The following is a 24,614-nucleotide window of genomic DNA, read 5'->3' on the forward strand; positions in this document are numbered from 1 at the left end:
CCCTCTGGCCGTAGCGCGACCGGGACGAACCCCTCATCCTTCCCGAGGCACCGACCCCGGCGCGGTCCGCGCATTCCCGACTGACAACCTCGCCGCGCCATCGAGACGAACGCGCGCCGCGCCCACGGCGCCGCCGCTCAGTGCTTCACCGGCCGCACTTCCACCGCGAGGCGGTGGTCGAGGCCGGGACACCCGCGCGCGAACCGCAGCGCCTGCGCCAGGTTCCGCGCGCGGATCAGCACGTAGCCGCCGACGATCTCCTTCGCCTCGGCATAAGGGCCGTCGGCGATCGTCGCGCCCCGCCGGCCACGGAGGATCTTGCCCTTCGGCTTCAGGCCGTGCGACGACACCAGCGCGCCCTCGGCGCGAAGGCCGTCCATCCACTCGGCGAAGCGCACCATGATCGCCCGCAGCTCGGCGGGGGTGGGTCCGGGGCCCTGCGCGGGCTGGCGGAGCAAAAGCAGGTAGAGGGAGCGAGCGTCGGGTGTATTCATGGAGTGAGATTGGCTTCCATCCTACGACGGACCGGTGCAGCGCCACAGGACAATTCCTCGCCGCTATTTCGCGGCCCGGCGAACAAGCCTTGCGCCGGCTCGGCGCGCGCCGTCATTTTCCGCCTCCGCATGAGCCACCTCGTCCCCGACAGCGTCAGCGCCGCCGGCCTTACCGCGTTCCTCCACGAGCAGATCCCGCTCACCCGCGCCATGGGCCTGCGCGCGGTCGAGGCGAACGCGCAGCGGCTCGTGCTTGAAGCGCCGCTCGAACCCAACCGGAACCATCTCGGCACGGCCTTCGGCGGGTCACTGCACGCTGTGCCGCTGCTCGCCTGCTACGGCGCGCTCTGGATGGTGCTGCGCGAGGCGGGCATCGACGGCCACGTCGTCGTCAAACGCAGCAACGCCCTCTACCGCGCGCCGGCCACCGGCGTCATCCGCGCCGTGTGCGCGCGCCCGGCGGCCGACGCCATCGCGACTTTCCTCGCCGACCTCCGCCGTCACGACAAGGCCCGCATGGAACTCCGCGCGGTCGTCGAGGGCGCCCCGGGCAAGCCCGCGGTCGAGTTCGACGGGAGCTTCGTCGCGGTGCTCTGACGCGACCGGGCCAAGGTTGGCTTTGACCCGGCCGGCGCGCCGGACTACAAATCGGTCACCGCGAGGCGCGAGTTGTTCGCGCTCCGGTTTCGCCCATGAAATCGCTCGCTGGATCGCCCAAGCACGCGGGACGCGCGACCAGGTGGTGCCGCTGTGCCCTCGTCTTCCTGACGTCCCTTCCGCTCGTCCGCGCCGTCGACGTGAGCGGGGACTACGAAGCCACCGGCCGGATCATCGCGTCCGCCCTCGAGCCCCCGACCGGCGGCGTGTCGCTGCACGGGCTGCTGGCGCTGGAATTCGACCTGGCGCTCGCCCGGCAGCTTTTGCCGACACCACGCGTGTCACGATCCGGCAAACCGCCGCGCGCTTCCTCATCGAATGCCGCGACGCCGCCGGCGCCGCCACCTGGCGCGGCGAGTGGCAGCACGGCGTCGGTTACGTGGTCGAGGACGAGGCGGTGAAACTCGAGTTCCGCTCCGCCAAGCGCTACGGCAACGACGCCTTCGTCTTCCGGCTCGCCAACGATCCGCGCCGCAACCTGCTCGTGCTTTCCGTGCGGCGGATCACCCCGAGCACCTTCGGTCCCGGGGAAAAGGAACTGGGCGTGTTCTGCTTCGCCGTTCTGCCGCCGGCGCCGAAATCCCCGCGCCGCCGGACGCACGGGCACGCGGCTCCGGCGCCGCCGCAGGGCCGCCTGAGCTGCCCGCCGGCGAGACCCGCCGCGGGAAGGCCGCAAGTCAGATGTGCTTCGAGTCCGCCTCGTCCTTCTTGACGTAGCCGGAGTCCTGGCGCGCGTGGTTGACCTGGTTCTTCTTCAGGTAGGCCTGGTAGACGTCGTCGGCGGTCATGCCGAGGGTCTGGGCGAGCGACACGAGGAAGTGGAACAGGTCGACGACCTCGACCTTGGCGTTCTGCTCGTCGAACTTCTGGTATTTCGCCCACCATTTCCAGGGCACGGAGTCGATCAGCTCGGCGGTTTCCTGCTGCATCGCGCGCGTGTAGTTGAGGATCCACTTGGCCTTCTCCTCGTCGGTCGGAGGCGGCAAAGCGACCCCGATGCGCCGGTTCAACGCGTCCTGCATGCGGAAAATCTCCTCGAGTTTGTCCATGGCGCGGCAGCGTGGGTCGCCCCCCGCAGGCTGGCAAGCCCCGGACCGGGCAAAAATTTAGCTGTTGCGCGAGGGGACGGGTTTGCCGACCTTGGGAGCCCTATTGCCGCCGTTCCATCGCGCCCTGCGCGGTGCCGAGACCGCTCCGCGGGCTCCGGCCGGCTCAACCCACTGCGCCGCCTTATTTGGCAGGCGCTTTCCAACCAAGAAGATAGACATGTCCACCAATGACCAGTCCGGTGCGCCCGCCGAGGCCGCCGCGACTCCGCCGGCAGACGCTGCGAGCGCGCCGGTCGCCTCGTTCGGCACCAGCCGCGGCTCGGGCCTGGCCCGCGGCAAGCGTCCCAGCTCCGCCTCCTCGGCGGCCGCTGCGTCCCCCGCCAGCAACGAATACAAGCCCACCGCGATCGAGATCGTCTCCGCCCCGCGCGAATACCAGAACCCGTTCGCTCCCGCCACGCCCGAGCCCGCCGCTCCGGCCGCGACGCCCGAGCCCGCTCCCGTCGCCGAAACCGTCGCTCCGGCCCCCGCGCCGGCGCCGTCCGCCGCCCCCGCGCAACCGGCTCCCGCCGCCGCGGAGCTCTTCCCCCTCGATGCGAAGCCCGCGGCTCCGGCTCCCGCTTCCGCCCCGGAGGAAAAGGCCGAGATCAAGATCCTCCCGCCCGAGCGCCCGAAGCCGGTCGCCGCGCAGACCTGGGAAAGCGACAACTTCCGCGGCCCGCGCGAACCGCGCGGCGACCGCCCGCGTCGCGAAGGCCGCTTCGAAGGCGACCGCCGCGAACCGCGCCCCGAGGGCCAGCAGGCCCCGCGCGAGCAGTTCCGCCACGAGCGTCCCGAATTCCGCCGCGAAGACCGCGCCCCGCGCGCCGACGCGAGCGCCCCGGCCGCTGCCGCGCCCAAGTCGGGCGGCTTCGTCGGCTGGCTGAAGGGCCTCTTCGGCGGCAAGCCCGAGGCCGCGCCCCAGCCCGAGACCCACTCCCACGGCGAGCGCGGCGGTGAGAACCGCGGCGAAGGTCGCGGCCATCGCCACCATCGCGGCGGCCGCGGTCGCGGCCATCGCCACGGCGACCGGCCGGCCGGCCAGGGCGGCGACAACGCCGGCCGCGAGCAGGGCGGCTTCGGCGGCGGCGAAGGCCACACCCATGGCGGCGAAGGTCGTGGCGACGGCGGCTTCCGCCGGCGTCGTCGCGGCGGACGCGGCCGCGGTGGCGATCGCGGTTTCCGCGGCGATCGCGGCGGTGACCGCGGCGGCAACCCCGCCGGCGGCGGCGATGCCCAAGGCTGAGCACCCGCGCACAAAAATTCCTCCCAGGCGCCCCGTTGCGGGGCGCCTTTTTTTGTCGCATCGCACGACGCTTCGGCGGAAGTTCGCGCGTCCCTTTCCCGCGTCCCTCCCGTTCCTCGCTCTCGCCTCTCGCTTCTCCATGGCTGACCTCATCGTCCACGGCGGCAAGCCCCTTAGCGGCACCATCACGCCTTCCGGCAACAAGAATTCCGTCCTCCCCATCCTCTGCGCCACCCTCCTCACCGACGAGAAGGTGACGCTGCTCAACGTCCCGAACATCACCGACGTCGAGAAGCTGGTCGGCTTCTTCGTCGACCAGGGCTCGCGGATCAACTGGGACCGCGGCGGCGGCCGCATGGACGTCGACCACTCGACCTTCGACGCCGCACGGCTCGACGGCGAGCTGCCCTCCGGCATGCGCTCGTCGGTGCTGCTCTTCGCCCCGCTGCTCCAGCGCATGAAGAAGCTCGTCGTGCCGACCAACGCCAAGGGCTGCTCGCTCGGCATCCGCGAGCTCGATCCGCACCTCGAGATCCTGGAGAAGCTCGGCGCGACGATGTCGCGCGGCGAGAAGCTCACCATCCGCCTGAAGAACCGCTTCCAGGGCGCGCGCCACTGGCCCGACTACATGTCGGTCACCGCGACGGAGAACTTCGTCATGGCCGCCGCGCTGGCCGAGGGCCAGTCGGTCATCATCAATGCCGCCAGCGAGCCGCATGTGCAGGACCTCTGCGCCGTGCTCGTCGCCATGGGCGCCGACCTCGAGGGCCTCGGCACCAGCATGATCACGATCCGCGGCGTGAAGCGGCTCAAGGGCGGCACGTTCACGATCAACACCGACCACCACGAGGTCGTCACCTTCCTCGCCCTCGGCGCCATCACCGGCGGCGAGGTGCGCGTCACCCGCTCGCTGCCGCACCACTTCGACCTCATCAACCGCTCCTTCGCCAAGCTCGGCGTGCAGGTCGAATACGACGGCGACACCGCGTTCGTCCGCAAGAAGCAGAAGCTCGTCGTCGAGCAGCCGTTCACCACCAACCTGCTCCCGAAGATCGAGGCCGCGCCCTGGCCGTATTTTCCCGTCGACCTGCTGCCGGTCATGATCGCCCTCTCCGTCCGCGCCAAGGGCGAGGTCATGTTCTGGAACAAGGTCTACGAGGGCGGCTTCACCTGGATGGCCGAGCTCTCGAAGTTCGGCGCCCACATCGTCGTCAACGACCCGCACCGCATCGTCGTCTTCGGCGACAAGCCGCTGCGCCCGACCACGGTCGAGGCCCCCTACATCATCCGCGCCGCCGTCGCCCTCTACATGGTCGCCGCCAGCATCGAGGGCCGCTCGGTCGTGAAGAACGCCGACACCATCAAGCGCGCCCACCCGAACTTCGTCGAAAACCTCCGCTCCATCGGCGCGCAGGTGGAGTGGAAGTGAGCTTTACTGGAACGCGAAGTCGCAAAGACGCGAAGCCCGCCATTGAACCCTTGAGCCAATCCTCCGCGCCTTCGCCCCTGCGCGTTTAATTCCATGCTGAAAGAACCCAACAAAGGCACCGATTTCATCGCGAGCGCCCTGAACGCGCCGGTCTCGCAGACCGAGGCCGCGCTGCGCCCGCTCGCGTTCTCCGACTTCGCCGGCCAGCCGAAGACCGTCGAGCGCCTCAAGGTCATGGTCGGCGCCTCCAAGCGCCGCGGCGAGGCGCTCAATCACATCCTGCTCTCCGGCCCGCCCGGACTGGGCAAGACCACGCTCGCCTTCATCCTCGGCCACGAGCTCGGCCGCAACGTCCGCGTCACCTCCGGCCCCGTCATCGAGAAGCCCGGCGACCTCGCCGGCATGCTCACCAACCTCGAGGAGGGCGACATCCTCTTCATCGACGAGATCCACCGCATCTCGAAGACCGTCGAGGAGTATCTCTACTCCGCGATGGAGGACTTCCGCCTCGACATCATGATCGACCAGGGGCCCAACGCCCGCAGCGTCCGGCTCTCGATCCCGAGGTTCACCCTCGTCGGCGCCACCACCCGCGCCGGCCTGCTCACCGCGCCGCTGCGCTCGCGGTTCACCCTCAACACGCGCCTCGACTACTACGACCGCGCCACACTCTGCGGCATCGTCCAGCGCAGCTGCGCGCTGCTGCAGGTGGAGATCGACGCCGCCGGCGCCCAGGAAATCGCCGGCCGCGCCCGCGGCACCCCGCGCATCGCGAACAACCTCGTCAACTTCGTCCGCGACTACGCCCAGGAGAAGGCGAAGGGCCGGATCACCCAGCCCGTCGCCGCTGCCGCGCTCGAACTGCTCGAGATCGACGCCGCCGGGCTCGACGAGATGGACAAGCGCGTCCTCCGCCTCATGGCCGAGCACTACCGCGGCGGCCCCGTCGGCCTCGGCACCATCGCCATCGCCGTCGGCGAGGAGGCCGACACGCTCGAGGAGGTCCACGAGCCGTTCCTCATCCAGGAAGGCTACCTCGCCCGCACCGCCCAGGGCCGCGTCCTCACCCCGAAAGGCTACCACGCCATCGGCCTGCCGCCGCTCGCGAGCGGCGAGCAGCAGGCGCTGCTGTAGCGTCGGAGTTCCGCCGGCGTCTGGCGAAGGACTCCGCGCATCATCACGGCAGCGGCTCGCGCGCATCTTCGGATGCGGGAATGAACCGATACACGCGGGCCGAATCGAAATCGAAGCGCCCAAGATACTCCCGCCCTTCAGCGGTGCCGGTGCTGCCCACGCTGAGTTGCACACCGCCCAGATCGCGAACGTCCAGACGGCCGTGATCGTTGATGAGCGCGACCCACGCATAACCGCCGCTGTCCTGAAACATCTCCTTTCTTCGCCTGACGCCCGCCTGCTCAATTTCGAGAATTTTTCTGTATTCGGCGAGGTAGGGATGCGAAGGCTCAAGGCTGACACGGATCGCCATCCCACCGATTTTAGCTTCCGCGCGGTAATCGCAGCGCTTGCCGCAGGAAGATGTGAACAGGACGCAAGTAAGCGCTGCGACCGGCCGCCAGCACTGCCTCTTCACCCCCGCGCGCTCCGCCCCGCATCCTCCGCGAACCAATCCACGTTCCGCGTGAAGAACATCACCGCGCCCAGCGCCACGAAGAGCGCCGCCGTGCCCGCGAGCAGCGCGTAATCCTCCAGGCGCAGGATCACGAACAGCGTGCCGTGCTCCGCGCCGAGCAGCGCCGCGATCGTCCCCGCGCGTCCCGCGCTGCGCAGGATCGAGACGCAGTAGAGCACGATCATCGCCGACGACGCCACCGCCGCGCCCCAATACGCCGCGCCCGCCGGCAGCACCTCGCCGAGCGCCAGCAGCGCAAGGTAGAAGAGGCACAGCGCCGCGCCGACCAGCGCGTAGTGCACCGCGTGCAGCCGCAGCCCCGTCAGCGTCTCGAAGAGGAAAAACGCCGTGAACACCAGGCCGATGATCAGGGGCTGTGCTTCAACGCCCGGTCGACCATCCGGTAACCGTCCGCCGCCGACGTCCCCGCCTGCACCGCCGCGACTTCCGCCTCGGATACGCCGCGCATCCGCGCGCGCTCCATGCGCAGGCCGTTGATCAGCAGCAGCGGGACCATGAACATCACCGTCAGCGCGGCGATGAACACGAGATTGAGCACGACGTGCCGTCGCCGGATCACCGGCAGCACGATCGTGGTGGGCGCGGGCGGGCGGGGGCTTCAGTTTCCATGCCCGCATCGTGGCGCCGCCCCGTGAAGCCAGCGTGAACGGCGCATGAAATCCCCGCGAAAAGCGCCCGGCGTTCACGCCGCCGGCAGCTGCAACGCCGCCCGCGCGCCGCCGCCGTCTCGGTTCTCCAGCGTCGCCTCGCCGCCGTGCAGGTGCGCGATCTCGCGCACGAGCGCGAGGCCGAGCCCGGTGCTCTTCCGCTCCGTGTTAGGGCGCGGCAGCGAGTAGAACCGCTCGAACACCCGCCCGAGCGCGTAGTCCGGCACGCCGGGCCCGCGGTCCGCGACGACAAATTCCACCCGCCCGCCGCTCCGCCCCGCGCGCAGCACCACCTCGCCGCCGCGCGGCGAAAATTCCACGGCGTTCTGCAGCAGGTTGACCAGCGCCTCGCGCAACAGCACGCGCTCGCCGCGCAGCCGTGCCGCGGCCGCCTCGACGCGCACGCTCACGCCCGCCATCTCCGCCGCCCGCCGCACGACACCGGCCGCCTCCTCCGCCAGCGCCGCCGCGTCCAGCTCCTCGGTGCGCGCGAGCGTCTTCCGCGCCTCGAGCGACGACAGCTCGAGCAGCCGGTCGATGATCGCCTGGATGCGCGCCGCCTCGGCGCGGATGCTGGCCAGAAACTTCGCCCGCTGCTCCTCCGGCATGCGCTCGTCGAGCAGCTCGGCCGCGCCGCGGATCGCCGCCAGCGGCGCCTTCACCTCGTGCGCCAGCACCTGCGTGTAGCGTTCGGCGTGCTTCCGGCCCTCCAGCGCGTCGCGCATCTCTTCGAAGGCGCGCGCCAGCTCCGCGATCTCGCGCGCCCGCGACGTCGGCGCCTCCGAGGCGCGCCCGTCGCGCACCGCGCGCGCGTGCCGCGTCAGGCGCTCGAGCGAACGGACCAGCCGCGCCGACACCCACCAGCCGACCGCGGTCATCCCCAGCGCCAGCGCGCCGGCCCAAAACACCAGCCGCCAGCGCGCGCGGGTGACGCCCTCGACCACCGTCGCCAGCGGCCGGCCCACGCCGACCCAGCCGACGATCGCGCCGCCGCGTCGCACCGGGGCGCGCACGCGCAGCTCGTTGTCGACCACCGCGACGTTGGGGAGCGTGTAGTTCTCCGACGCCACCCGCCCGCCGCCGAACATCCCCCACGGATAGACCTGGCCCACGTCGCGCCCCGCGGCATCGAACGTCACGCGTCCGTCGCGGTCGCAGGCGAACACCCGCAGCAGCTCCGCCTGCGGCGGCAGCTGCGCCAGGCGGCGGCTCCAATCCTCCCCTGTGGCTCGGCGGCGGCGAAGGTCGCCAGAAACACCGCCGTGTCGCCCATCGTGCGCCGCATCGACTCCACGTAGCGCAGCCGCACGTCGCGCAACGTCAACGCCATCAGCGCGGCGAAACCCAGCGCGGTCACGCCGACGTAGACGCCGAAGATGAGCGTGCGGATTTTCACGACCGCCCCGGCCGTCCGGGCCTTCCGTCCCCGCCGCGCCGGGCCCGCGGAAAGCTGACACGATTTGCGGCGCCTGTCCCGGCTCGGATCACCTGTCCTCCTCCCGCAGCGAATAGCCGAGGCCGCGGTGCGTGACGATCGGGTCGGCGTCGGGCGCGGCCTCGCGCAGCTTGGCCCGCACCTGCTTCACGTGCGCGTCGACCGTGCGGTCGAGCGCTGCGCCGGGATCGTCCCACGCCGCCGCCATGAGCTGGTCGCGGCTGAACACCCGCCCTGGTGCCGCCACCAGCGCGGCGAGCAGGCGGTATTCGTTGCGCGTCAGCTCGAGCGCCTGGCCGCGATAGGCGATGCGGCAACGCGCGGCGTCGTGCGCCCAGACGCCCGCCGTCGGCGCCGAGGCGCCGGCCTGCGTGCGCCGAAGCACGGCGCGCACGCGGGCGGTGAGCTCGCGCGGGCTGAAGGGTTTCGCCAGGTAATCGTCCGCGCCCAGCTCGAGGCCGACGATCTTGTCCACTTCGCCGGCGCGGGCGGTGAGGAAGATCACCGGCACGGCGCACCGGCGCTGCAGCTCGCGGCAGACATCGAAGCCGCTCATGTCGGGCAGGCCGACGTCGAGCACCACCAGCGCCACCGGCTCCGCCGCCAGGGCGGCAAGCGCGTCGCGCCCGGTTGTCTTCCAGAGCGGCGCGAAGCCCTCGGTGCGCAGCGCGTAGAGAATCGTCTCGGCGATGCCCGCTTCGTCTTCGACGACGAGCACGGTGGGACGGGAGGAGGTCACGGCGGATGTTTCGCCACGAAACCGCGCCGCGCGCAAGCCTGCTTGCCCGCCGGACGCGTCGAGCCGACGCGGCCGAGGCGGTCAGCACCGAGCTCGCGCGCCGGCGTCGGCCATCTGCGGCGCGTGCGCTTCAACGTCCGCCCCGAGGTCGCGCGGTTCACGCTCCGCCGCGCGTGCGCCGCGCCGTTCGCGCGGGCGCACGGAATTTGGGGAATCCCCATGCGCGAAACCTTGGCAAGCGACGGCGGTCGACTTGATTGATCGCGGCGCCGCTCGCTCGGCCAGTGCGAAAGCACGGGTTCGCTTCCACGCGTGCGAGCGCGCCGCCTTCGCCGCCCCTGCGGCCCCCGCGCCCGTCCCGGCGCGGATCTCATCCCAACCGCCCGGCGCCGCCGACTCAGCGCGCCCGGGCCGAACGAAAGGACCTCATGTCTCATAAACTCCCTGAGTCCCGCCTGCCGCGCATCGGCATGGTCTCCACCCACGGTTACGTCGCGGCCGAACCGCCGCTCGGCGCCGCCGACACCGGCGGCCAGGTCGTCTACGTGCTCGAACTCGCCAAGAAACTCGCCCAGCTCGGCTTCGAAGTCGACATCTGGACGCGCCGTTTCGAGGACCAAGTCGAGATCGAGCCCGTAGCCGATCGGGTCCGCATCCTCCGTATGCCCTGCGGCGGTCCGGACTTCATCGGCAAGGAATACCTCGTCCGCCACCTGCCCGAGTGGGCAGAACACGCGCTGCGCTTCATCAAGAAGCACCGCCTGCGCTACCAGTTTTTCAACAGCCACTATTGGGACGCGGGCTTCGCCACCCAGCGCCTCACCGAGGCGCTCGACGTGCCGCACATCCACACGCCGCACTCGCTCGGCCTCTGGAAAAAGCAGCTCATGGAGCGCGACTTTCCCCACGACGCCGCGCACTTCGAGAAGAAATACAACTTCACCCAGCGCATCAACGAGGAGACCCTGCTCTACCGCCACTGCGACGAGGTCATCGCCACCACGCCGCCCCAGGTCGACATGATCGTGAACGACTACGGCGCACCCGCCGAGCACGTGCACATGATCCCGCCGGGCTACGACGACAACCGCTTCTTCCCGATCAGCACCGCCTCGCGCGAGACGCTGCGCCGCCGCCTCGGCTTCGCGGGCAAGGTCGTCCTCGCCATCGGCCGCCTCGCCCGCAACAAGGGCTACGACCTGCTGATCGACGCCTTCTCCGTCGTTGCCCCGCGCATCGCCGACGCACACCTCCACCTCGCCGTCGGCGGCACCCGCCTCAACGCGACGGAACGCGAGATCCTCGCCGACCTGAAAAAGCGCGTGCGCCGCTACAAGCTGCAATCGCGCGTCACCTTCGGCGGCTTCGTCTCCGACCGCGATCTCGCCAACCACTACCGCGCGGCCGACGTGTTCGTGCTCAGCAGCCGCTACGAGCCCTTCGGCATGACCGCGATCGAGGCCATGGCCTGCGGCACGCCGACCGTCATCACCACGCACGGCGGCCTCTATCGCGCCGTCACCTTCGGCCGCCACGCGCTCTACGCCGACTCGTTCGACAAGCTCGACCTCGGCATCTCGATCGTGAAGGTCCTGCGCCACCCGCGCCTCTCCGCCCGTCTCGCCCGCATGGGCGCGCACAAGGCCCGCAGCCTCTTCACCTGGACCGGCATCGCCCAGCAGCTGGTCAGCCTGATCGAGGAGCGCGCCACTGCCCTCGCCTTCACCGACAGCGAGTGGGACGAGCCGTGGAACGACGGCGACTGAGGAGCGTCATGAGTGAGGACGGATGACAGAACCGCACCGCTCGCCGCCTCACTCGCTCCTTTTTCCACGCCGTCGTCCATCGTCCATCATCCCGCGTTAATATCCATGCCTACCGTCCGCCTCTTCAGCTCCGACCTCGACGGCACGCTCCTCGGCAATCCCGAGGCCACGCGCCGGTTCAAATTCGCGTGGGAAGCCCTCGATCCGTCGGCGCGCCCGCACCTGGCCTACAACAGCGGACGGCTGGTTGACGACCTGCGGCGCTTCGTCGACGACGGCACGCTGCCCGCCGCCGAGTTCTACATCGGCGGCGTCGGCACGCAGATCTACGACGTGCGCGCCGGCGCCTTCCTCACCGCGTTCCACGCCCACCTCCAGGCCGGCTGGGACCTGGCGCTGGTCCGCCAGATCGTCAGCCAGTTTCCGGGCGCCCGCGCGCAGCCGGACGAGTTCCAGCACGAGTTCAAGTCCAGCTGGTTCCTCGAGCGCGCCCCGCGCGGCGCCATCCGCGAGCTGCGCGCTCAGCTCGCGCTCGCCGGGCTCGAGGTCAACGTCGTCTACTCCAGCTCGCGCGATCTCGACATCCTCCCGCGCCACGCCACCAAGGGCGGCGCGCTGGCCTGGCTCGCGGAGCGCCTCGGGATCGCCCTCGACGAAATCCTCGTCGCCGGCGACACCGGCAACGACGCCTCGATGTTCCGCCTCCCGGGCGTGCGCGGCATCATCGTCGAGAACGCCCAGCCCGAGCTCTTCGAGGCCACGGTCGACATCCCGATCTACACCTCGCGCCAAATCCTGGCCGAGGGCGTGCTCGACGGGCTTTGCCACTTCGGCGTGGTCTGCGCCGTGCCGAGCCGCGCCGAGGCCCGCCTCGCCGCAGACGACCTCGCGCCGAGCTTCCGCCAGCTCTTCACCGGCACCCACCTCGGCGGCCTGGCCGACTCCGAGCGCGAGCTGCTCCGCACCGGCTACGCCCGCGCGCTCGAGGCGCTGAAGCGCAACATCACGCCGCTCGGCTTCTCCGCCTGCTCGCTGGCCGACAACACCGTCACCGGCACCGACGCCAACTACCGCAGCGTCTGGGCGCGCGATGGCGCCATCACCATCTGGAGCACCCTCCAGGTGCAGGACCCCGAGGTCCGCGCCGCCCAGGTCCGCACCTTCGAGACCCTGCTCAACGCCGTGTCGGTGCACGGCCAGATCCCCGCCAACGTCCGCCTCGACACCGGCGAGCCCGACTACTCCGGCGTGGGCAACATCGCCTCGATCGACAGCGGCCTGTGGGTCGTCATCGCCCTCTACAACTACGCCGCCCGCACTGGCGACCTCACCCTCCTCTACCGGCACGCCGACCGCCTGCAGAGCGTGATGATCTGGCTCGCCGCCCACGACGCCAACAACGACGGCCTGCTGGAGATCCCCGAGGCCGGCGACTGGACCGACCTGTTCGGCCGCAGCTACAACGTCCTCTACGACGAGGTGCTGTGGTTCCGCGCCAACCTCTGCTACGGCCGCATCCTCGAGCTCATGGGCCAGTTCGACTCCGCCGCCGCCTACCTCCGCCGCTCGCAGAAGATCCGCGCGCGCATCCTCGAGGCCTTCTGGCCGACGACGAACGACCCCAGCGGCGCGACGCGCCCGCACCGCTTCGCCGACCGCCAGTTCGCCCTCGGCGACACGCAGTATCTCTTGGCCGAGATCACGCCCTTCGCCTTCAACTGGCGCTGCGACACCTACGCGAACATCCTCGCGTTCCTCATGAACGTGCTCGACGTCGAGCGCGCCCGCACCGCCTTCCGCTTCATGTGGGGCGTCGGCGTCAACCAGCCCTGGCCCGTCGCCAACCTCTACCCGGTCGTGCAGGCGGGCGATCCCGACTGGCGCGCCTACTACACGGTCAACCTGCTCAACCTGCCGCACCACTACCACAACGGCGGCATCTGGCCTTTCATCGGCGGCCTGTGGGTCCGCTTCATCCAGCGCCTCGGCTTCCACGAGGTCGCCTGCCGCGAGCTGGTGCGGCTCGCGCAGGTCAACCAGCTCGGCCGCGACCGCGAGTGGGAGTTCAACGAGTGGGTCCACGGCCAGACCGGCCGGCCGATGGGCAAGGCCTACCAGGCGTGGTCCGCCGCGACCTTCCTCCACGCCTGCCACGAGCTCGACGCCAGCCCGGCGCCGCACGAGGAGTGACGCGGCCTCAGTGACCGTCCGCCGCCGCCGGCTTCGCCGGCAGCGCGGCCAACGCCACGATCGTGACGACCAGGCCGGTCAGCAGCAGCCACACCGCCCAGCGCGCCGGGACATCCGGCGCCTTCAGCAGCGCGTCGGCCGCCAGCGCCACCAGGGTGAAGTTCGGACAGAGCAACAAATAGGCGTCGCGCCCGCCGCCGAGCGGGGCGCCGCGCGCGTGCCACACCTGCCGCGCCGCGATGATCAGCGCCCCGGCGGTCACGGCGTAGAGCGCCTCGCGGGACCACAGCGCCGCCAGCGGCACCTGCGTGCCCAGCGCGGCGAAGAACAGCGGGATCAGGAAGCGGCGCGAGATGGGCGCGAGATACTCCTCCAGGTGCTTGCCGTCGTGCTGCACCCGGCTGGAGAACAGCCCGAGGAAGAACGCCGTCTTCGGTCCGGAGAGCCCGAACCGCTCGCCCACCGCGCAGATCGCGAGCACGAGCAGCGTCACCAGGTGCAGGCGCCAGTGCGTCGCACGCTCGAGCACCGCCTGCAGCAGGCGGCTGACGTGCACCGCCGCGCGGCTGCACGCGTAGACCACCAGCGCCATGCCCCCGAGCTTCAGGGCGAACAGCCACGTCGGCGCGCGGCCGAGCACCGCCGTCTCCACCGCCAGCAGCACCACCGCCAGCACCTCGAGCAGCACCATCACCGAGAGCACGAACTGGCGGTTGGCGCCCGCGAGGCCGGGGAAGCCTTTCCAGGCCGCATGCGCCATGCCCACCGAGCACGCGCTCAGCGCGGCCGCCGCGAGGAACGACTCGAGCCAGCCGAGCCCGGCCAGCCGGGCCAGCGCAAGCAGCACCGGATACTGCGGCAGGACCCAGCGCGCGACATAGCGCAGCGGCGCCCGCAGCTCGCGCCATACCGGCAGGTCGACCTCGAGGCCGACCTCGAAGAGCAGCAGCACGAACCCGATCTGCCCCGCCTCGCGCAGCATCTGGCCGACTTCCGGCCGCACCAGCGGCCCGACGAGCAGGCCGAAGCACACGAACGCCGGATACGCCAGCGCCGGCCGCCCGAACCAGCGGCACACGTCCGGCACCGCCATCACGAGCAGGAGCAGGATGACCAGCAGCTCGATGCTCGTCACGCCCCGCCCTCCGCCCGGGTGGGCTCAGTCCATCGGATCGCAAGGCAGGCACGCGGCGACATGCCCCGCATGAAGCGCGCCGCACTCCTCCCGCGCAAGCCGAACCCTCAGCGCCCGCGTCGGCGCCGCCACTGCTGCACCCCGAGGCCGGCCAGGCCCAGCGCGAACAGCGCGTAGGTGGACGGCTCCGGCACGACCGATAGGCCGCCGGAGACATAGCTGTCGGAGAAGGCGAAGTTCAGCACCGTGTGGTCGCCGTAGCCCGAGCCGGTGGCGCCGGTGAAACCGAGGTAGGCGCTCGTGCCGCCGACGAGCGCCGCGATGTCGATCGTCCGGTTCAGGTCCGCCGTCGCCGGGCGCAGGCCGTTCGCGCTCGTGCGCACCTCGAGATTGGTGCCGTTGTAGTCGAGCCACACCGTCCACACCGCGCCGCTGTCGAAGGGCGACGCGATCGCGGCGGTGGCGATGGAGTTGACGCTGCCGCCGGTGTCGATGCCGAGGTGATTGGAGCTGACCTCGCTCGTGTTGCCCGAGTTCTTGAAGGTGTCGAATTCCACCGCGACGCTGTTGTCGATGCGGTTGGAGGCGCTCGTGCCGCCGTAGCCGAGATACTCGCCGAAGCTGCCGAGCGCGGAGGCGCCCGCCGAGTCGTTGTGGATCACGAAGGCGATGCCGTCCGCGCCGATCACGCCCGTCGAGTCCGCCAAGCCGGAGGGATTGGTGATCTGGAACTGGAAGACGGCGCTGAAGCCCGAGATCGTGTATTGGCTCGTGGTGAAGACCGAGCCGCGGTCATGGCCGGTGTCCGCCAGCACGGCCACGCCGCCGCTGACCGAGGAGCTGTTGAATTTCAGCGTCGTGTCCCCGCTCGAAAAGGAGCCGTAGGCCAGCGTCTGCGCCCCGGCGCGACCGGCGAAGGTCGCGAGCAGGGCGAAAGCAAGCATGCTGAGTCGTGGGGATCTCATGCCGGTCGCCGGCTACGCTGCAAGCGCGTTGCATTGCGGCGAGATTATTTACCTCGGACTGGGAAAAACCCGGCGGGCCGATCGGCTAGGTCGGCCCGTTACGGAAATTCCCCGAAGCGCCGCTTCCCCAAATTGCCCTAGCCGGAAGCGGGAGCCGGTCAGAGGTCGCCGCGCTGCGGGCGCAGCACGATCTCCTCCACGACCGTGCGCCGGCCGAGCCGCCAGACATCGAGGAACGCGCGCGCAACGTCCTCGGCGGGCATGAGTCGCTCCTCCGCCACGCCGCTGCCGCTCCACGACGGCGTCCAAGTCGCGCCCGGATGCACGCAGCACACGCGCACGCCCGCCTCCTTCGTCTCCGCCCGCAGCACCTGCGCCAGCCCGGTGACGCCGAACTTGGCCGCGCAATACGCGGCGGCGTTCGGGTAGGCGCCGAGGCCGGCGATGGAACTCATGAAGAACACGTCGCCGCTCCGCCGCGCCAGCATCGCGGGCAGGAAGGCGCGCGTGACGAGGAAGGCGCTGCGCAGGTTCACCGCCACCATGCGGTCGAACTCGGCCACGCTCGTGTCGACGAACTTTGCCTGGGTGAACGCGCCGGCGTTGTTGATCAGCACGTCGACGGCGCCGCCGCGCCGGGCGACGGCGCGCGCGGCCTTGGCCACCGCCGCCTCGTCGCTGGTGTCGCACGGGAACGCCGCCGCTTCCGCGCCGAGCCGCGCGCAGGCCGCCGCGACCGCGCGGAGGTTGCGGGCGTTGCGCGCCACGAGCGCGAGCCGCACGCCCTTCACCTCGGCGGCGAAGGTGCGGGCGAGGGCGGCGCCGATGCCTTGCGAGGCGCCGGTGATGAGCACGAGCGGACCGGGGACGGGGAGGATGGCTTGGGCACGGCGCGACGCTGGCGAAAAACCGCCCGCGACCAAAGACGAATCGCTCAGCGCAGGCGCAGCAGCCCGGCCAGGCCGAGGGCGAGGGCGGCGAGCACGAGGAACCGCCCGTAGAGCGGCAGGCGGCGCGCGACGCCGCGGGTCGCGGCCTCGACGCGGTCGGCCTCGGCGGCCTGCCCGGCGCGGCGCAGGTTCTCGGCGTAGCGCTCGCGGTGGCGGAAGGCGTTTTTCAGCGCGCTGTTCACGCGCCAGAGGAAAAGCCGAGGAGCAGGGCCAGCGCGGCCGCGGTGAGCAGCGTCGGGCCGCGGGTGAGCTCCTGCCACATGGCCGCGCGGTGGCGCTCAGCAGAGCAGCTGGCCGAAGTCCATGAAGTCGGCGGTGAAGCCGCCCTTCACGCCCTTGCAGATCACGCTCACGGCGTCGTGCGAGTGCAGCGACTCGAGGTGCGAGCAGGCGATGCGGAAATCGATGATGCGCTTGTCGGCGTCGAACTCCCGGTAGAGCAGGCGGGCGGCGTCCTCGACGAACTTGAGGTAGGCGCCGTTGAGCTCGGCGAAGGCTTGCTCGTCCTCGCGCTTCACCATCACCTGCGTCTCGGTCTGGAGCGCGGCGAGGCAGTGGGCGTGGATGTCCTCGATCCAGATCTTCTTGCCCGGCGCCTCCTCGATCGTGACCCGGGCCTTGCTGCGCTGCGAGTGCGGGACGCCGTAGGCGCCGCGCTGGTCGCGGGCGTGCTCGGTCAGCTCGGCGGAGCACGGGCAGGCCGACGAGTAGACGAAGTCGAAGTGGATGAAGCGCCGGTAGCGTCCGTCGCGGGTCATCACGCCCTCGAACGCGACGTTGTAGAACTGGTAGCCGACGAGCGCGGTGCGCAGGCTCGGGCGCAGCATCGGGTAGGAAAACGCGATCTTCAGGCGCGCGTCCTTGCTGTCGATGTTGCGCAGGTAGTTCTTCAGCACCTTGCCCATCCACTCGCCAGTGGTGACCTCGTCCTTGTGGTCGTAGAAGGTCCGCATGATGCGGCTCATGTTGATGCCCTTCAGCTCGGCCTCGAGCGACACGGTGCCGGTGACGCTGGTCTCGAGCGTGAGGATCTCGCCGCCCTTGGCGCGGTATTTGAGCGGGAGCTTGAAGTTGTGGATGCCGACCTGCTGGATCGGCACGTTGGCGCCCTGGATGGCGTCGTGCGCGGCCTCCATCATGTCCGGAAGCGAGGCGCGATGCGCGGCGGTGCTGCGGAACTTGCGGTCGTAACCGCGCTTGATCCGCGGCTCGGCGCCGTCGGCGGAGCGGTGGAGATACATCGGCTTCTTCTGGCTCATGGTGTCGTTTTTCTACGGGGGACGATAACCGGCGGATGCACCCGCCGGGTCAGGCGGGCGTGGGGCCGAAATACTCGGCGAAATTGCGCGGCGTCTCATAGAGCCGCACGCAGTGGAGGCGGGCGTGCCGCACGTGCCGGAGATGCGGCTCGATCTCGTGCCAGAACGCGATGACGAGGTTCTCGGTCGAGGGGATGATGCCGCGGAGGAAATCGACCTCGTCGTTCAGATTGCGGTGGTCGCACTTGTCGACGATCGCGCGGTGGAGGATGCGCTTCAGCTCGGCCAGGTCGATGAGGTAGCCGGTGACGGGATCGGGTTCGCCGCGGAGCGAGACCTCGAGCACGTAGTTGTGGCCGTGCCAGTGCGGGTTGGTGCAGAGGCCGTATTGCTCCCGGTTCCAGGCCAGGCTCTTCGTCGGGTTGTAGAGCCGGTGGGCGGAGTTGAAGTGCACCTGCCGGGTGATGGTCACGACGCCCCGCTGCGGGCGCACAGCGGGAACGGCGGACTTTTTGCGGGAGGCTGACTTGGCCATGGGAGGGACGAGCCAATCCAGTTTCTCGCCCGCGTCAACTGTGGCGCCGGGCGCCGCCGGAACCACGCACCCGTCGGCGCGGTGCGCTCGCGCCGGAACGCCGCGCCGCGCCGTCGCCGCCGCCGGCCGCGGCGCGATGAAAATTCAGCCGCGCGGACGCCGGCTCCGCGTCTGATTATTCAGTCGGAAAATCTTTGCGCCCCGCGACGGCCGCGGGCCAGAAAAGCCGGGCATGCACCGCTATTTTCGTCCGCTCGACGGCGTGCGCTCCGTCGCCGTCGGCATCGTCCTCGCCGCGCATGGCGGCGTCGCCTGGTTTCGCAGCGGCGGCGTCGGCGTCGACCTGTTCTTCGTGCTCAGCGGCTTCCTCATCACCAGCATCCTCGCCGCCGAGACGGGGGCGACCGGGCGGCTCAGCTTCCGCAATTTCTACCTGCGGCGCTTCCTGCGGCTCGGCCCGTGCCTGCTGCTGACGTGCGCCTTCGTCGGCGTCGGGCAATGGCTCGCGCTCGGCCGCGCCCCGTGGACGGCGATCGGCATCGCGCTGACCTACTCGGCGAACTGGGTGCGCGCGTTCTCGGACACGGATCTCTCGTGGCTGCTGCACTGCTGGACGCTGGCGGTCGAGGAGCAGTTCTACCTCCTCTGGCCCCTCGTGGTGCTGCTGCTCGAACGCCGCGTGCCGGACGCGCGCACGCGCGGCCTCGTGCTCGTGATCGCCGCGCTCGTCATCGCCGTCTACCGCGCGGGCCTGGTCGGCGTCTACTCCGACGAACGCATCAACTACGGCCTCGACACGCGCATGGACAGCCTGATGGCCGGCGCCGCCCTCGCCTACTTCGCCCGTTCCCTGTCCGCCGCCGGACTCGGCGCCGCGACGAGCCGCTGGCTCGGCCGGCTGCTCGCGCCGGCGGCGCTGCTGGTGATCCTCGCCACGCCGCGCATTGTCACGTGGTATAGCCCGTGGATGGGCCGCTTCGGCTACGTGATCATCGCGGCCGCGTCCGCGCTGGTGCTCGCGGACCTCGTGCTCGGCCGCCACTCGCTCCTCGCGCGGCCGCTGTCGTGGGCCCCGCTGGTCTACCTCGGCCGCATCTCCTACGGCATCTACCTGCTGCACCTGCCGATCTACTTCCTCGTCGAGCGCGCGCTGCCCGGCTGGACGCTGATGGAGAAGCTGCCGTTGAAGCTCGCGCTCTCGCTCGGCGCCGCGGCGCTGTCGTTCCACGTGCTCGAGCAGCGGTTTTTGCGCCTGAAGGCGCGCTTCGAGAGCCGCCCGCCCGCCGGGGCCGCCGTGCCGCGGCGGGCGGCGGCGTGAGGCGGGCGCGGAGCGGAGTTTTCCCTTGCGCCGGGCGGAGCGCGCGCCGCTCAATCGCCGCGATGCCCGTGCGCTTTCGCATCCTCGGCAGCGGCAGCAACGGCAACGCCGCACTCCTCACCACCGACGACTCGCGGGTGCTGGTCGACGCGGGCTTCTCCGCGCGCCGGCTCGGCGAGCTGCTCGCCGCCGCCGGCGAATCGCTCGAGCGCATCGACGCCATTTTCCTCACCCACGAGCACGGCGACCACGCCGCCGCCCTCGGCGGCCTCGCGCGGCATCCGCACATCCGCGTCTTCGCCAACTCCGCCACCGCGCAGGCGGTGCAGCGCTCGCTCAAGCACCGCGCCAACTGGCAGGTGTTCGAGACCGGCGCGACCTTCCGCTTCCGCGACCTCGAGATCAGCGCCTTCTCCGTGCCGCACGACGCGCAGGATCCGGTCGGCTTCCTCATCGCCCACGGCCACGAGGGCGACCTCTTCGCCCCGCGCCGCACGCTCGCCTGGCTGACCGATCTCGGCCACGCGCCCTCGCACGTGCGCGAGCGCGTGCGGGACGCGGACGTGCTCGTGCTGGAGGCCAACTACTGCCCGCGCCTGCTCGAGGCCGACACCAAGCGCCCGTGGTCGGTCAAGCAGCGCATCAACGGCCGCCACGGCCACCTCTCCAACGACGCCGCGCGCGAGCTGCTCCAGTCCGTCGCCAGCCCGCGCTGGCGCCACGTGTTCTTCGCCCACCTCAGCCGCGACTGCAATTCGCCCGCGGCGGTCGAGGCGGCGTGCGGCCCCGCGCTCGCGGCGCTGCGCTGCGGCTTCTCCGTCGTCGCCCCGGGCGAGGGCTCGGCCGCCTTCGAGTTCTGAACCGGCCCGTATCGGCCCGGCGCAACCGCCCGGCGCCGCGGATCTTGTCGGCTCTTGCCCGGGAATTGCGCGCTGTTTTGACACGGCCGCGCCGGCTTTTGCTTTGCGGGCTCCCGCCCCCCTGAATTCACTCCGCGGCTCATGAATTCCGCGCCTTTCCGCCGCACCAAGATCATCGCGACCCTCGGTCCCGCCACCGAGAGCGAGGCAATGCTGACGAAGCTGATGGAGGCCGGCGTCGACGTCGTCCGCCTCAACATGGCCCATGCCTCGCACGAGTGGACGCGCACCATCATCCGCCGCATCCGCGAGGTCTCGCGCCAGTGCGGCCGCGAGGTCGCGATCATGATGGACATCAAGGGCCCCGAGATCCGCACCGGCGACGTCGCCCTGCCGATCGAGCTGAAGGCGGGCGAGATCTTCGACTTCTCCGTCAAGCCCGCGAACGAGGCCGAGCGCGCCGAGGAGGTGCGCTCCGTCGACGTCAACTACCGCAATCTGGTCAACGACATCCGCGTCGGCGACACCGTGCTGGTCGACAACGGCCTCATCCGCCTCGAGGTGCTGGAGAAGAACGACACCCGCATCCGCTGCCGCGTGCTCACCCCGGGCGAACTGAAGTCGCGCCGCCACATCAATCTCCCCGGCGTGCGCGTGAACCTCCCGTCGTTCACGGAGAAGGACCGCGGCGACACCCTCGTCGGCATCGAGGAGGGCATCGACTTCGTCGCCCTCTCGTTCGTCCGCGAGGGCAGCGACATCCACGACCTGCGCGCCTTCCTCAAGCAGCACGGCTCCTCCGCCCGCATCGTCGCCAAGATCGAGGACCAGTCCGCCATCGACCACCTCGACGAGATCATCCGCGCCACCGACGTCCTCATGGTCGCGCGCGGCGACCTCGGCATCGAGATCCCGCTCCAGGAACTGCCCGTCGTGCAGCGCCGCGCGGTCAGCACCTGCCTCGCCATCGGCCGCCCCGTCATCATCGCCACGCACATGCTCGAGTCGATGATCGGCCAGCCCATGCCCACCCGCGCCGAGATCACCGACGTGGCCAACGCCGTCTACGAGCGCGCCGACTGCGTCATGCTCTCCGGCGAGACCACCGTGGGCAAATACCCGCTCGAGTGCGTCGCCGTGCTCGACCAGATCTCCCGCCGCATCGAGCAGGAGATGGCGGCCGACATCGACGAGCCCGCCGTCTTCCTCGCCGAGCGCATGAAGCTCCTCCGCTCCGCCGTCGTCATGGCCAACGAGCTGCCCAACTCCGCCCTGCTCTGCTTCACCCGCCGCGGCATCACCGCCGCCGGCCTCGCCGCCCACCGCCCCGCCTGCGCGCCGATCCTCGCCGTCACCGACTCGCTGGACACCCTGCGCCACCTCAAGATCGTGCGCGGCGTCGAGCCGTTTCTGCTCCATCCGTTCGGCGATCCGGAGCGGACCCTCGAGCGCTCCGTCGCCGCCCTGCGCAGCCTCGGCCGGCTCAAGACCGGAGACAAGATCGTCATCGTCTCGGACATCACCACCGAGTCCCACCAGCGCGTCGACAGCATCCAGCTCCGCACCGTCGGCTGATCCCGCCGTTCGAACGCCGTGCCGCGCCGTTCATCAACCGGCGATGGACAGCGGCCGCCGGATCGCTTCAATCCCGCGCCATGGTCCGTCTTCCCCGCCCGGTCCTGCTGCTGGGCCTCGCCTTCTCCCTCGCCCGCGGGGCGTTCATCGCCCCCGACGCGCTCGACGCCCTGCAAGTCGTCCCGCCGCCGCCCGCCCCGGAGTCCGCCGCCGCCGCGGGCGAGCGCCTCGTGATGGTCCTGCTCGAACGCAACCGCACGCCGGAACAGGCCGCCCTCGCGCAGCACTGGGAAAAATACGACGTCTTCAAGCTCGTGCAGCCGGTCCTGGGCGACTGGGCCGACGCCCGCACGCTCCCGAAACTCGCCGCCTTCATCAAGGACTCGACGCTCGAGACCCGGCCGTTCACCGACCGCGCCAAGAACACCTACGCCCGCCGCCGGCCGCACGAGGACAACCCCGCGCTCCATCCCGCCGTCGCCAAACCCGACGGCTTCTCCTACCCCAGCGGCCACGCCACCGCCGGCGGCCTGCACGCCGCCCTCCTCGCCGCCGCCTGGCCCGAGCGCGCCGCCGATTTCGCGCACCAGGCCGAGCTCATCGGCCTCAGCCGCCTCTACGGCGGCGCCCACTACCCCAGCGACATCGTCGCCGGCCGCCGGCTCGGCGAGGCCATCGCCCGCGAGATGCTGAAATCGCCGCAGACCCAGGCCGCCCTCGAAGCCGTCCGCGCCGAAATCGCCGCCGCCGTGGCCGCCCACCGCCAGGCGGCGTGAGCCCCGCGGCGGCACGCCGCCCGCCGCTCAATCGCCCACCCGCGCGAACCGCGGCACCCGTCCTGCCGCGGTCTCCACCGACTCGACGAACATCGCCGCCGGCCGCACCCACGTGCCCCCGGCGCCATACAGCGCTTCGTAGACGACGAGCACCTCGAGCGTCTCCGAATGCCGCGCCAGCCCGTGCACGCGATAGGGATTCCCCTTGTAGTGGCGGTAGAGTCCCGGCCTCGGTTCGCTCGGCAACGGCGGCAACGCGTTCGACATGCCCGCAGTCCGCCGCCGCGCCCCGCGCGCGGCAACCCGATTCTGGCCGGGCACGCCCCGGCCGGCGCCGCGGCCGGACGCCAACCCGCTTGCCTCGGCGGACTTTCTGCCCTCTGTCTTCTGGTCTCCGACATGGCCAACGCTCCCATTCCCGTCACCGTCCTCACCGGCTTCCTCGGCGCCGGCAAAACCACCCTGCTCAATCGCATCCTCACCGAGCAGCACGGCCGCAAGATCGCCGTGATCGAAAACGAATTCGGCGAGGTCGGCGTCGACAACCAGCTCGTGATCCAGAGCGACGAGGAGATCTTCGAGATGAACAACGGGTGCATCTGCTGCACCGTGCGCGGCGACCTCCTCCGCATCCTCGCGCGCCTGATGAAGCGCAAGGACCGCCTCGACGCCATCCTCATCGAGACCACCGGCCTGGCCAACCCCGCGCCGGTCGCCCAGACCTTCTTCACCGACCCCGAGATGCGCGAGCAGTTCTCCCTCGACGGCATCGTCACCGTCGTCGACGCGAAACACATCCTGCTCCACCTCGACGACTCGCCCGAGGCGCTCAAGCAGGTCGCCTTCGCCGACGTCATCCTGCTCAACAAGACCGACCTCATCGCGCCCGCGGAGCTCGACGCGCTCGAGCAGCGCCTCCGCCGCATCAACGCCGTCGCCAAGGTCTACCGCGCCCAGAACGCCGACGTGCCGGTCGACCGCGTCCTCAATCTCGGCGGCTTCAAGCTCGAGCGTGCCGTCGAGGTCGATCCGCAGTTCCTCGAGATGGAATACCCCTTCGAATGGGCCGGCGGCTACGAGCTGTCGCCCGGCGTGCACGAACTCGAGATCGGCCACGACCCGTCGGAAGCCGACGACGCGCACGACGGCCACGGCCACGAAGGCCACGCGCACCACCATCACCACGGCGAGCACGACCACGAGTGCGGCCCCGACTGCGGCCACAACCACAACGAGCTCGACGTCGTCGTGCTGCCCGTGAAGTCCTTCGCCGAGCCCGACCTCACCGCCGCGATCAACGCCACCGTCCAGACCTATTCGGACTGGGAGGCGATCAAGCTCCCCGGCGAGGCGCTCGAGGTCGGCCCCAAGCTCAACCGCCTCAAGCTCGCGGCCGAATACGGCAAGTTCAAGGTGCCGATCGCCGCCGCCGGCCGCTACCTGATCTTCACCGCCCACGACGTCCCCACGCACTTCTACCTCCCCAGCGGCGCGTTCACGAAATACGCCTGGGACCGCACCTTCCGCCACGAGCACGCGCACGACGAGGCCGTCGCCTCCGTCGGCATCAGCGTCCCCGGCGACCTCGACGGCAAGAAGCTCAACGACTGGATCAGCGAGCTGCTCAAGACCAAGGGCGGCGACATCTACCGCATGAAGGGCGTGCTCTGCGTCAAGGGCACGAACAAGCGCCTCGTCTTCCAGGGCGTGCACATGCTCTTCGACGCGAAGTTCGACCGCGAGTGGCAGCGCGACGAGAACCGCACCAACACCCTCGTCTTCATCGGCAAGAACCTCGACCGCGCCGCCCTCACCGAGGGCTTCAAGGCCTGCCTGGCCTGAGGAGCGTTTCCGCGCGTGGCGCCGGCATTCGCCGCGCCGGCCCCGAGCCGACAACCT

28 protein-coding genes are annotated in these 24,614 nt (G+C 70.6%); 13 read left to right on the forward strand and 15 right to left on the reverse strand.

Going from position 1 to position 24,614, the window contains the following annotated elements:
- Positions 1–137 precede the first annotated feature (137 nt).
- Positions 138–494 (reverse strand): YciI family protein, encoded by a 357-nt coding sequence (locus ACMYLB_RS19695; RefSeq protein WP_415908650.1) that lies wholly within the window; start codon positions 492–494, stop codon positions 138–140.
- Between the two features lie 129 nt (positions 495–623).
- Between ACMYLB_RS19695 and ACMYLB_RS19700 the strand changes: the two genes are divergently transcribed.
- From ACMYLB_RS19700 to ACMYLB_RS19710, 3 genes are all read left to right on the forward strand, one after another.
- Positions 624–1,091 carry a YiiD C-terminal domain-containing protein gene (locus ACMYLB_RS19700; RefSeq protein ID WP_415908651.1) on the forward strand — a complete coding sequence of 156 codons (468 nt, stop codon included), beginning with the start codon at positions 624–626 and terminating at the stop codon, positions 1,089–1,091.
- Positions 1,092–1,186: 95 nt separating this feature from the next.
- Complete coding sequence (locus tag ACMYLB_RS19705) at positions 1,187–1,552, forward strand: hypothetical protein (protein ID WP_415908652.1); 366 nt, start codon at positions 1,187–1,189, stop codon at positions 1,550–1,552.
- Positions 1,531–1,863 (forward strand): hypothetical protein, encoded by a 333-nt coding sequence (locus ACMYLB_RS19710; protein WP_415908653.1) that lies wholly within the window; start codon positions 1,531–1,533, stop codon positions 1,861–1,863. Before ACMYLB_RS19705 ends, ACMYLB_RS19710 begins: the two co-directional genes overlap by 22 nt.
- On the opposite strand, the gene ACMYLB_RS19715 is transcribed toward ACMYLB_RS19710, so the two are convergent.
- Positions 1,829–2,200 (reverse strand): dUTPase, encoded by a 372-nt coding sequence (locus ACMYLB_RS19715; RefSeq protein WP_415908654.1) that lies wholly within the window; start codon positions 2,198–2,200, stop codon positions 1,829–1,831. The genes ACMYLB_RS19710 and ACMYLB_RS19715 overlap by 35 nt on opposite strands.
- Before the next feature lie 217 nt (positions 2,201–2,417).
- Between ACMYLB_RS19715 and ACMYLB_RS19720 the strand changes: the two genes are divergently transcribed.
- The 3 genes from ACMYLB_RS19720 (at position 2,418) to ruvB (ending at position 6,048) form a co-directional block, all read left to right on the forward strand.
- Positions 2,418–3,485, forward strand: coding sequence for a translation initiation factor IF-2 (locus ACMYLB_RS19720; protein ID WP_415908655.1), 1,068 nt, complete (start codon positions 2,418–2,420; stop codon positions 3,483–3,485).
- Between the two features lie 139 nt (positions 3,486–3,624).
- Complete coding sequence (locus ACMYLB_RS19725; RefSeq protein ID WP_415908656.1) at positions 3,625–4,914, forward strand: UDP-N-acetylglucosamine 1-carboxyvinyltransferase; 1,290 nt, start codon at positions 3,625–3,627, stop codon at positions 4,912–4,914.
- Positions 4,915–5,007: 93 nt separating this feature from the next.
- Entirely contained in the window at positions 5,008–6,048 is a 1,041-nt protein-coding gene (gene ruvB / locus ACMYLB_RS19730; protein WP_415908657.1) for a Holliday junction branch migration DNA helicase RuvB, read from the forward strand.
- 43 nt (positions 6,049–6,091) lie between these two features.
- Here ruvB and ACMYLB_RS19735 read toward each other — a convergent pair whose 3' ends face one another.
- The 6 genes from ACMYLB_RS19735 to creB form a co-directional block, all read right to left on the reverse strand.
- Entirely contained in the window at positions 6,092–6,400 is a 309-nt protein-coding gene (locus tag ACMYLB_RS19735) for a hypothetical protein (RefSeq protein ID WP_415908658.1), read from the reverse strand.
- 101 nt (positions 6,401–6,501) lie between these two features.
- The gene (locus ACMYLB_RS19740) at positions 6,502–6,900 is read right to left on the reverse strand and encodes an inner membrane CreD family protein (protein ID WP_415908659.1); all 399 of its coding nucleotides are present in this window, start codon (positions 6,898–6,900) and stop codon (positions 6,502–6,504) included.
- 11 nt (positions 6,901–6,911) lie between these two features.
- A complete protein-coding gene (locus ACMYLB_RS19745; RefSeq protein WP_415908660.1) occupies positions 6,912–7,133 on the reverse strand; it encodes a hypothetical protein in 222 nt (73 codons plus the stop codon).
- A 114-nt stretch (positions 7,134–7,247) separates the two neighbouring features.
- Positions 7,248–8,378, reverse strand: a complete 1,131-nt coding sequence (gene creC / locus ACMYLB_RS19750; protein ID WP_415908661.1) for a two-component system sensor histidine kinase CreC — start codon at positions 8,376–8,378, stop codon at positions 7,248–7,250.
- Complete coding sequence (locus ACMYLB_RS19755) at positions 8,348–8,608, reverse strand: hypothetical protein (protein ID WP_415908662.1); 261 nt, start codon at positions 8,606–8,608, stop codon at positions 8,348–8,350. Before ACMYLB_RS19755 ends, creC begins: the two co-directional genes overlap by 31 nt.
- An 88-nt stretch (positions 8,609–8,696) precedes the next feature.
- Positions 8,697–9,386, reverse strand: a complete 690-nt coding sequence (gene creB, locus ACMYLB_RS19760) for a two-component system response regulator CreB (protein ID WP_415908663.1) — start codon at positions 9,384–9,386, stop codon at positions 8,697–8,699.
- 428 nt (positions 9,387–9,814) lie between these two features.
- On the opposite strand from creB, the gene ACMYLB_RS19765 reads away from it, so the two are divergent.
- Positions 9,815–11,152 (forward strand): glycosyltransferase, encoded by a 1,338-nt coding sequence (locus ACMYLB_RS19765; protein ID WP_415908664.1) that lies wholly within the window; start codon positions 9,815–9,817, stop codon positions 11,150–11,152.
- Positions 11,153–11,257: 105 nt separating this feature from the next.
- Positions 11,258–13,342 (forward strand): HAD-IIB family hydrolase, encoded by a 2,085-nt coding sequence (locus tag ACMYLB_RS19770; RefSeq protein WP_415908665.1) that lies wholly within the window; start codon positions 11,258–11,260, stop codon positions 13,340–13,342.
- Positions 13,343–13,349: 7 nt separating this feature from the next.
- Here ACMYLB_RS19770 and ACMYLB_RS19775 read toward each other — a convergent pair whose 3' ends face one another.
- The 6 genes from ACMYLB_RS19775 to ACMYLB_RS19800 form a co-directional block, all read right to left on the reverse strand.
- Positions 13,350–14,477 carry a cation:proton antiporter gene (locus ACMYLB_RS19775; RefSeq protein WP_415908666.1) on the reverse strand — a complete coding sequence of 376 codons (1,128 nt, stop codon included), beginning with the start codon at positions 14,475–14,477 and terminating at the stop codon, positions 13,350–13,352.
- Positions 14,478–14,584: 107 nt separating this feature from the next.
- Positions 14,585–15,421, reverse strand: a complete 837-nt coding sequence (locus tag ACMYLB_RS19780; protein WP_415908667.1) for a lectin-like domain-containing protein — start codon at positions 15,419–15,421, stop codon at positions 14,585–14,587.
- Positions 15,422–15,600: 179 nt separating this feature from the next.
- Complete coding sequence (locus ACMYLB_RS19785; RefSeq protein ID WP_415908668.1) at positions 15,601–16,296, reverse strand: SDR family oxidoreductase; 696 nt, start codon at positions 16,294–16,296, stop codon at positions 15,601–15,603.
- 80 nt (positions 16,297–16,376) lie between these two features.
- Positions 16,377–16,574 (reverse strand): hypothetical protein, encoded by a 198-nt coding sequence (locus tag ACMYLB_RS19790; protein ID WP_415908669.1) that lies wholly within the window; start codon positions 16,572–16,574, stop codon positions 16,377–16,379.
- Between the two features lie 96 nt (positions 16,575–16,670).
- Positions 16,671–17,651 carry a GTP cyclohydrolase FolE2 gene (gene folE2, locus ACMYLB_RS19795; RefSeq protein ID WP_415908670.1) on the reverse strand — a complete coding sequence of 327 codons (981 nt, stop codon included), beginning with the start codon at positions 17,649–17,651 and terminating at the stop codon, positions 16,671–16,673.
- Between the two features lie 49 nt (positions 17,652–17,700).
- The gene (locus ACMYLB_RS19800; RefSeq protein ID WP_415908671.1) at positions 17,701–18,186 is read right to left on the reverse strand and encodes a 6-pyruvoyl trahydropterin synthase family protein; all 486 of its coding nucleotides are present in this window, start codon (positions 18,184–18,186) and stop codon (positions 17,701–17,703) included.
- Positions 18,187–18,418: 232 nt separating this feature from the next.
- On the opposite strand from ACMYLB_RS19800, the gene ACMYLB_RS19805 reads away from it, so the two are divergent.
- From ACMYLB_RS19805 to ACMYLB_RS19820, 4 genes are all read left to right on the forward strand, one after another.
- Positions 18,419–19,504: an acyltransferase family protein gene (locus ACMYLB_RS19805; protein ID WP_415908672.1), complete on the forward strand. Its 1,086-nt coding sequence runs from the start codon at positions 18,419–18,421 to the stop codon at positions 19,502–19,504.
- A 62-nt stretch (positions 19,505–19,566) separates the two neighbouring features.
- The gene (locus tag ACMYLB_RS19810) at positions 19,567–20,364 is read left to right on the forward strand and encodes an MBL fold metallo-hydrolase (protein WP_415908673.1); all 798 of its coding nucleotides are present in this window, start codon (positions 19,567–19,569) and stop codon (positions 20,362–20,364) included.
- A gap of 141 nt (positions 20,365–20,505) precedes the next feature.
- Complete coding sequence (pyk, locus tag ACMYLB_RS19815) at positions 20,506–21,939, forward strand: pyruvate kinase (protein WP_415908674.1); 1,434 nt, start codon at positions 20,506–20,508, stop codon at positions 21,937–21,939.
- A gap of 80 nt (positions 21,940–22,019) precedes the next feature.
- Positions 22,020–22,715 (forward strand): phosphatase PAP2 family protein, encoded by a 696-nt coding sequence (locus tag ACMYLB_RS19820; RefSeq protein WP_415908675.1) that lies wholly within the window; start codon positions 22,020–22,022, stop codon positions 22,713–22,715.
- Between the two features lie 27 nt (positions 22,716–22,742).
- Here the strand turns inward: ACMYLB_RS19820 and ACMYLB_RS19825 are convergent, their stop codons facing one another.
- Positions 22,743–22,982 (reverse strand): DUF1653 domain-containing protein, encoded by a 240-nt coding sequence (locus ACMYLB_RS19825; RefSeq protein WP_415908676.1) that lies wholly within the window; start codon positions 22,980–22,982, stop codon positions 22,743–22,745.
- Positions 22,983–23,114: 132 nt separating this feature from the next.
- Between ACMYLB_RS19825 and ACMYLB_RS19830 the strand changes: the two genes are divergently transcribed.
- Complete coding sequence (locus ACMYLB_RS19830; protein ID WP_415908677.1) at positions 23,115–24,557, forward strand: CobW family GTP-binding protein; 1,443 nt, start codon at positions 23,115–23,117, stop codon at positions 24,555–24,557.
- Positions 24,558–24,614: the final 57 nt, after the last annotated feature.

Origin of the sequence: Oleiharenicola sp. Vm1 (assembly GCF_047777955.1) — a bacterium.
Classification (GTDB): Bacteria; Verrucomicrobiota; Verrucomicrobiia; order Opitutales; family Opitutaceae; genus Didemnitutus.

Bases quoted from the DNA above. Each gene is read 5' to 3' on its own strand.
- ACMYLB_RS19695 (WP_415908650.1), bottom strand. From the start codon at position 494: ATGAATACACCCGACGCTCGCTCCCTCTACCTGCTTTTGCTCCGCCAG.
- ACMYLB_RS19700 (WP_415908651.1), top strand. From the start codon at position 624: ATGAGCCACCTCGTCCCCGACAGCGTCAGCGCCGCCGGCCTTACCGCG.
- ACMYLB_RS19705 (WP_415908652.1), top strand. From the start codon at position 1,187: ATGAAATCGCTCGCTGGATCGCCCAAGCACGCGGGACGCGCGACCAGG.
- ACMYLB_RS19715 (WP_415908654.1), bottom strand. From the start codon at position 2,200: ATGGACAAACTCGAGGAGATTTTCCGCATGCAGGACGCGTTGAACCGG.
- ACMYLB_RS19720 (WP_415908655.1), top strand. From the start codon at position 2,418: ATGTCCACCAATGACCAGTCCGGTGCGCCCGCCGAGGCCGCCGCGACT.
- ACMYLB_RS19725 (WP_415908656.1), top strand. From the start codon at position 3,625: ATGGCTGACCTCATCGTCCACGGCGGCAAGCCCCTTAGCGGCACCATC.
- ruvB (WP_415908657.1), top strand. From the start codon at position 5,008: ATGCTGAAAGAACCCAACAAAGGCACCGATTTCATCGCGAGCGCCCTG.
- ACMYLB_RS19735 (WP_415908658.1), bottom strand. From the start codon at position 6,400: ATGGCGATCCGTGTCAGCCTTGAGCCTTCGCATCCCTACCTCGCCGAA.
- ACMYLB_RS19765 (WP_415908664.1), top strand. From the start codon at position 9,815: ATGTCTCATAAACTCCCTGAGTCCCGCCTGCCGCGCATCGGCATGGTC.
- ACMYLB_RS19770 (WP_415908665.1), top strand. From the start codon at position 11,258: ATGCCTACCGTCCGCCTCTTCAGCTCCGACCTCGACGGCACGCTCCTC.
- ACMYLB_RS19780 (WP_415908667.1), bottom strand. From the start codon at position 15,421: ATGCTTGCTTTCGCCCTGCTCGCGACCTTCGCCGGTCGCGCCGGGGCG.
- folE2 (WP_415908670.1), bottom strand. From the start codon at position 17,651: ATGAGCCAGAAGAAGCCGATGTATCTCCACCGCTCCGCCGACGGCGCC.
- ACMYLB_RS19800 (WP_415908671.1), bottom strand. From the start codon at position 18,186: ATGGCCAAGTCAGCCTCCCGCAAAAAGTCCGCCGTTCCCGCTGTGCGC.
- ACMYLB_RS19805 (WP_415908672.1), top strand. From the start codon at position 18,419: ATGCACCGCTATTTTCGTCCGCTCGACGGCGTGCGCTCCGTCGCCGTC.
- ACMYLB_RS19810 (WP_415908673.1), top strand. From the start codon at position 19,567: ATGCCCGTGCGCTTTCGCATCCTCGGCAGCGGCAGCAACGGCAACGCC.
- pyk (WP_415908674.1), top strand. From the start codon at position 20,506: ATGAATTCCGCGCCTTTCCGCCGCACCAAGATCATCGCGACCCTCGGT.
- ACMYLB_RS19820 (WP_415908675.1), top strand. From the start codon at position 22,020: ATGGTCCGTCTTCCCCGCCCGGTCCTGCTGCTGGGCCTCGCCTTCTCC.
- ACMYLB_RS19825 (WP_415908676.1), bottom strand. From the start codon at position 22,982: ATGTCGAACGCGTTGCCGCCGTTGCCGAGCGAACCGAGGCCGGGACTC.
- ACMYLB_RS19830 (WP_415908677.1), top strand. From the start codon at position 23,115: ATGGCCAACGCTCCCATTCCCGTCACCGTCCTCACCGGCTTCCTCGGC.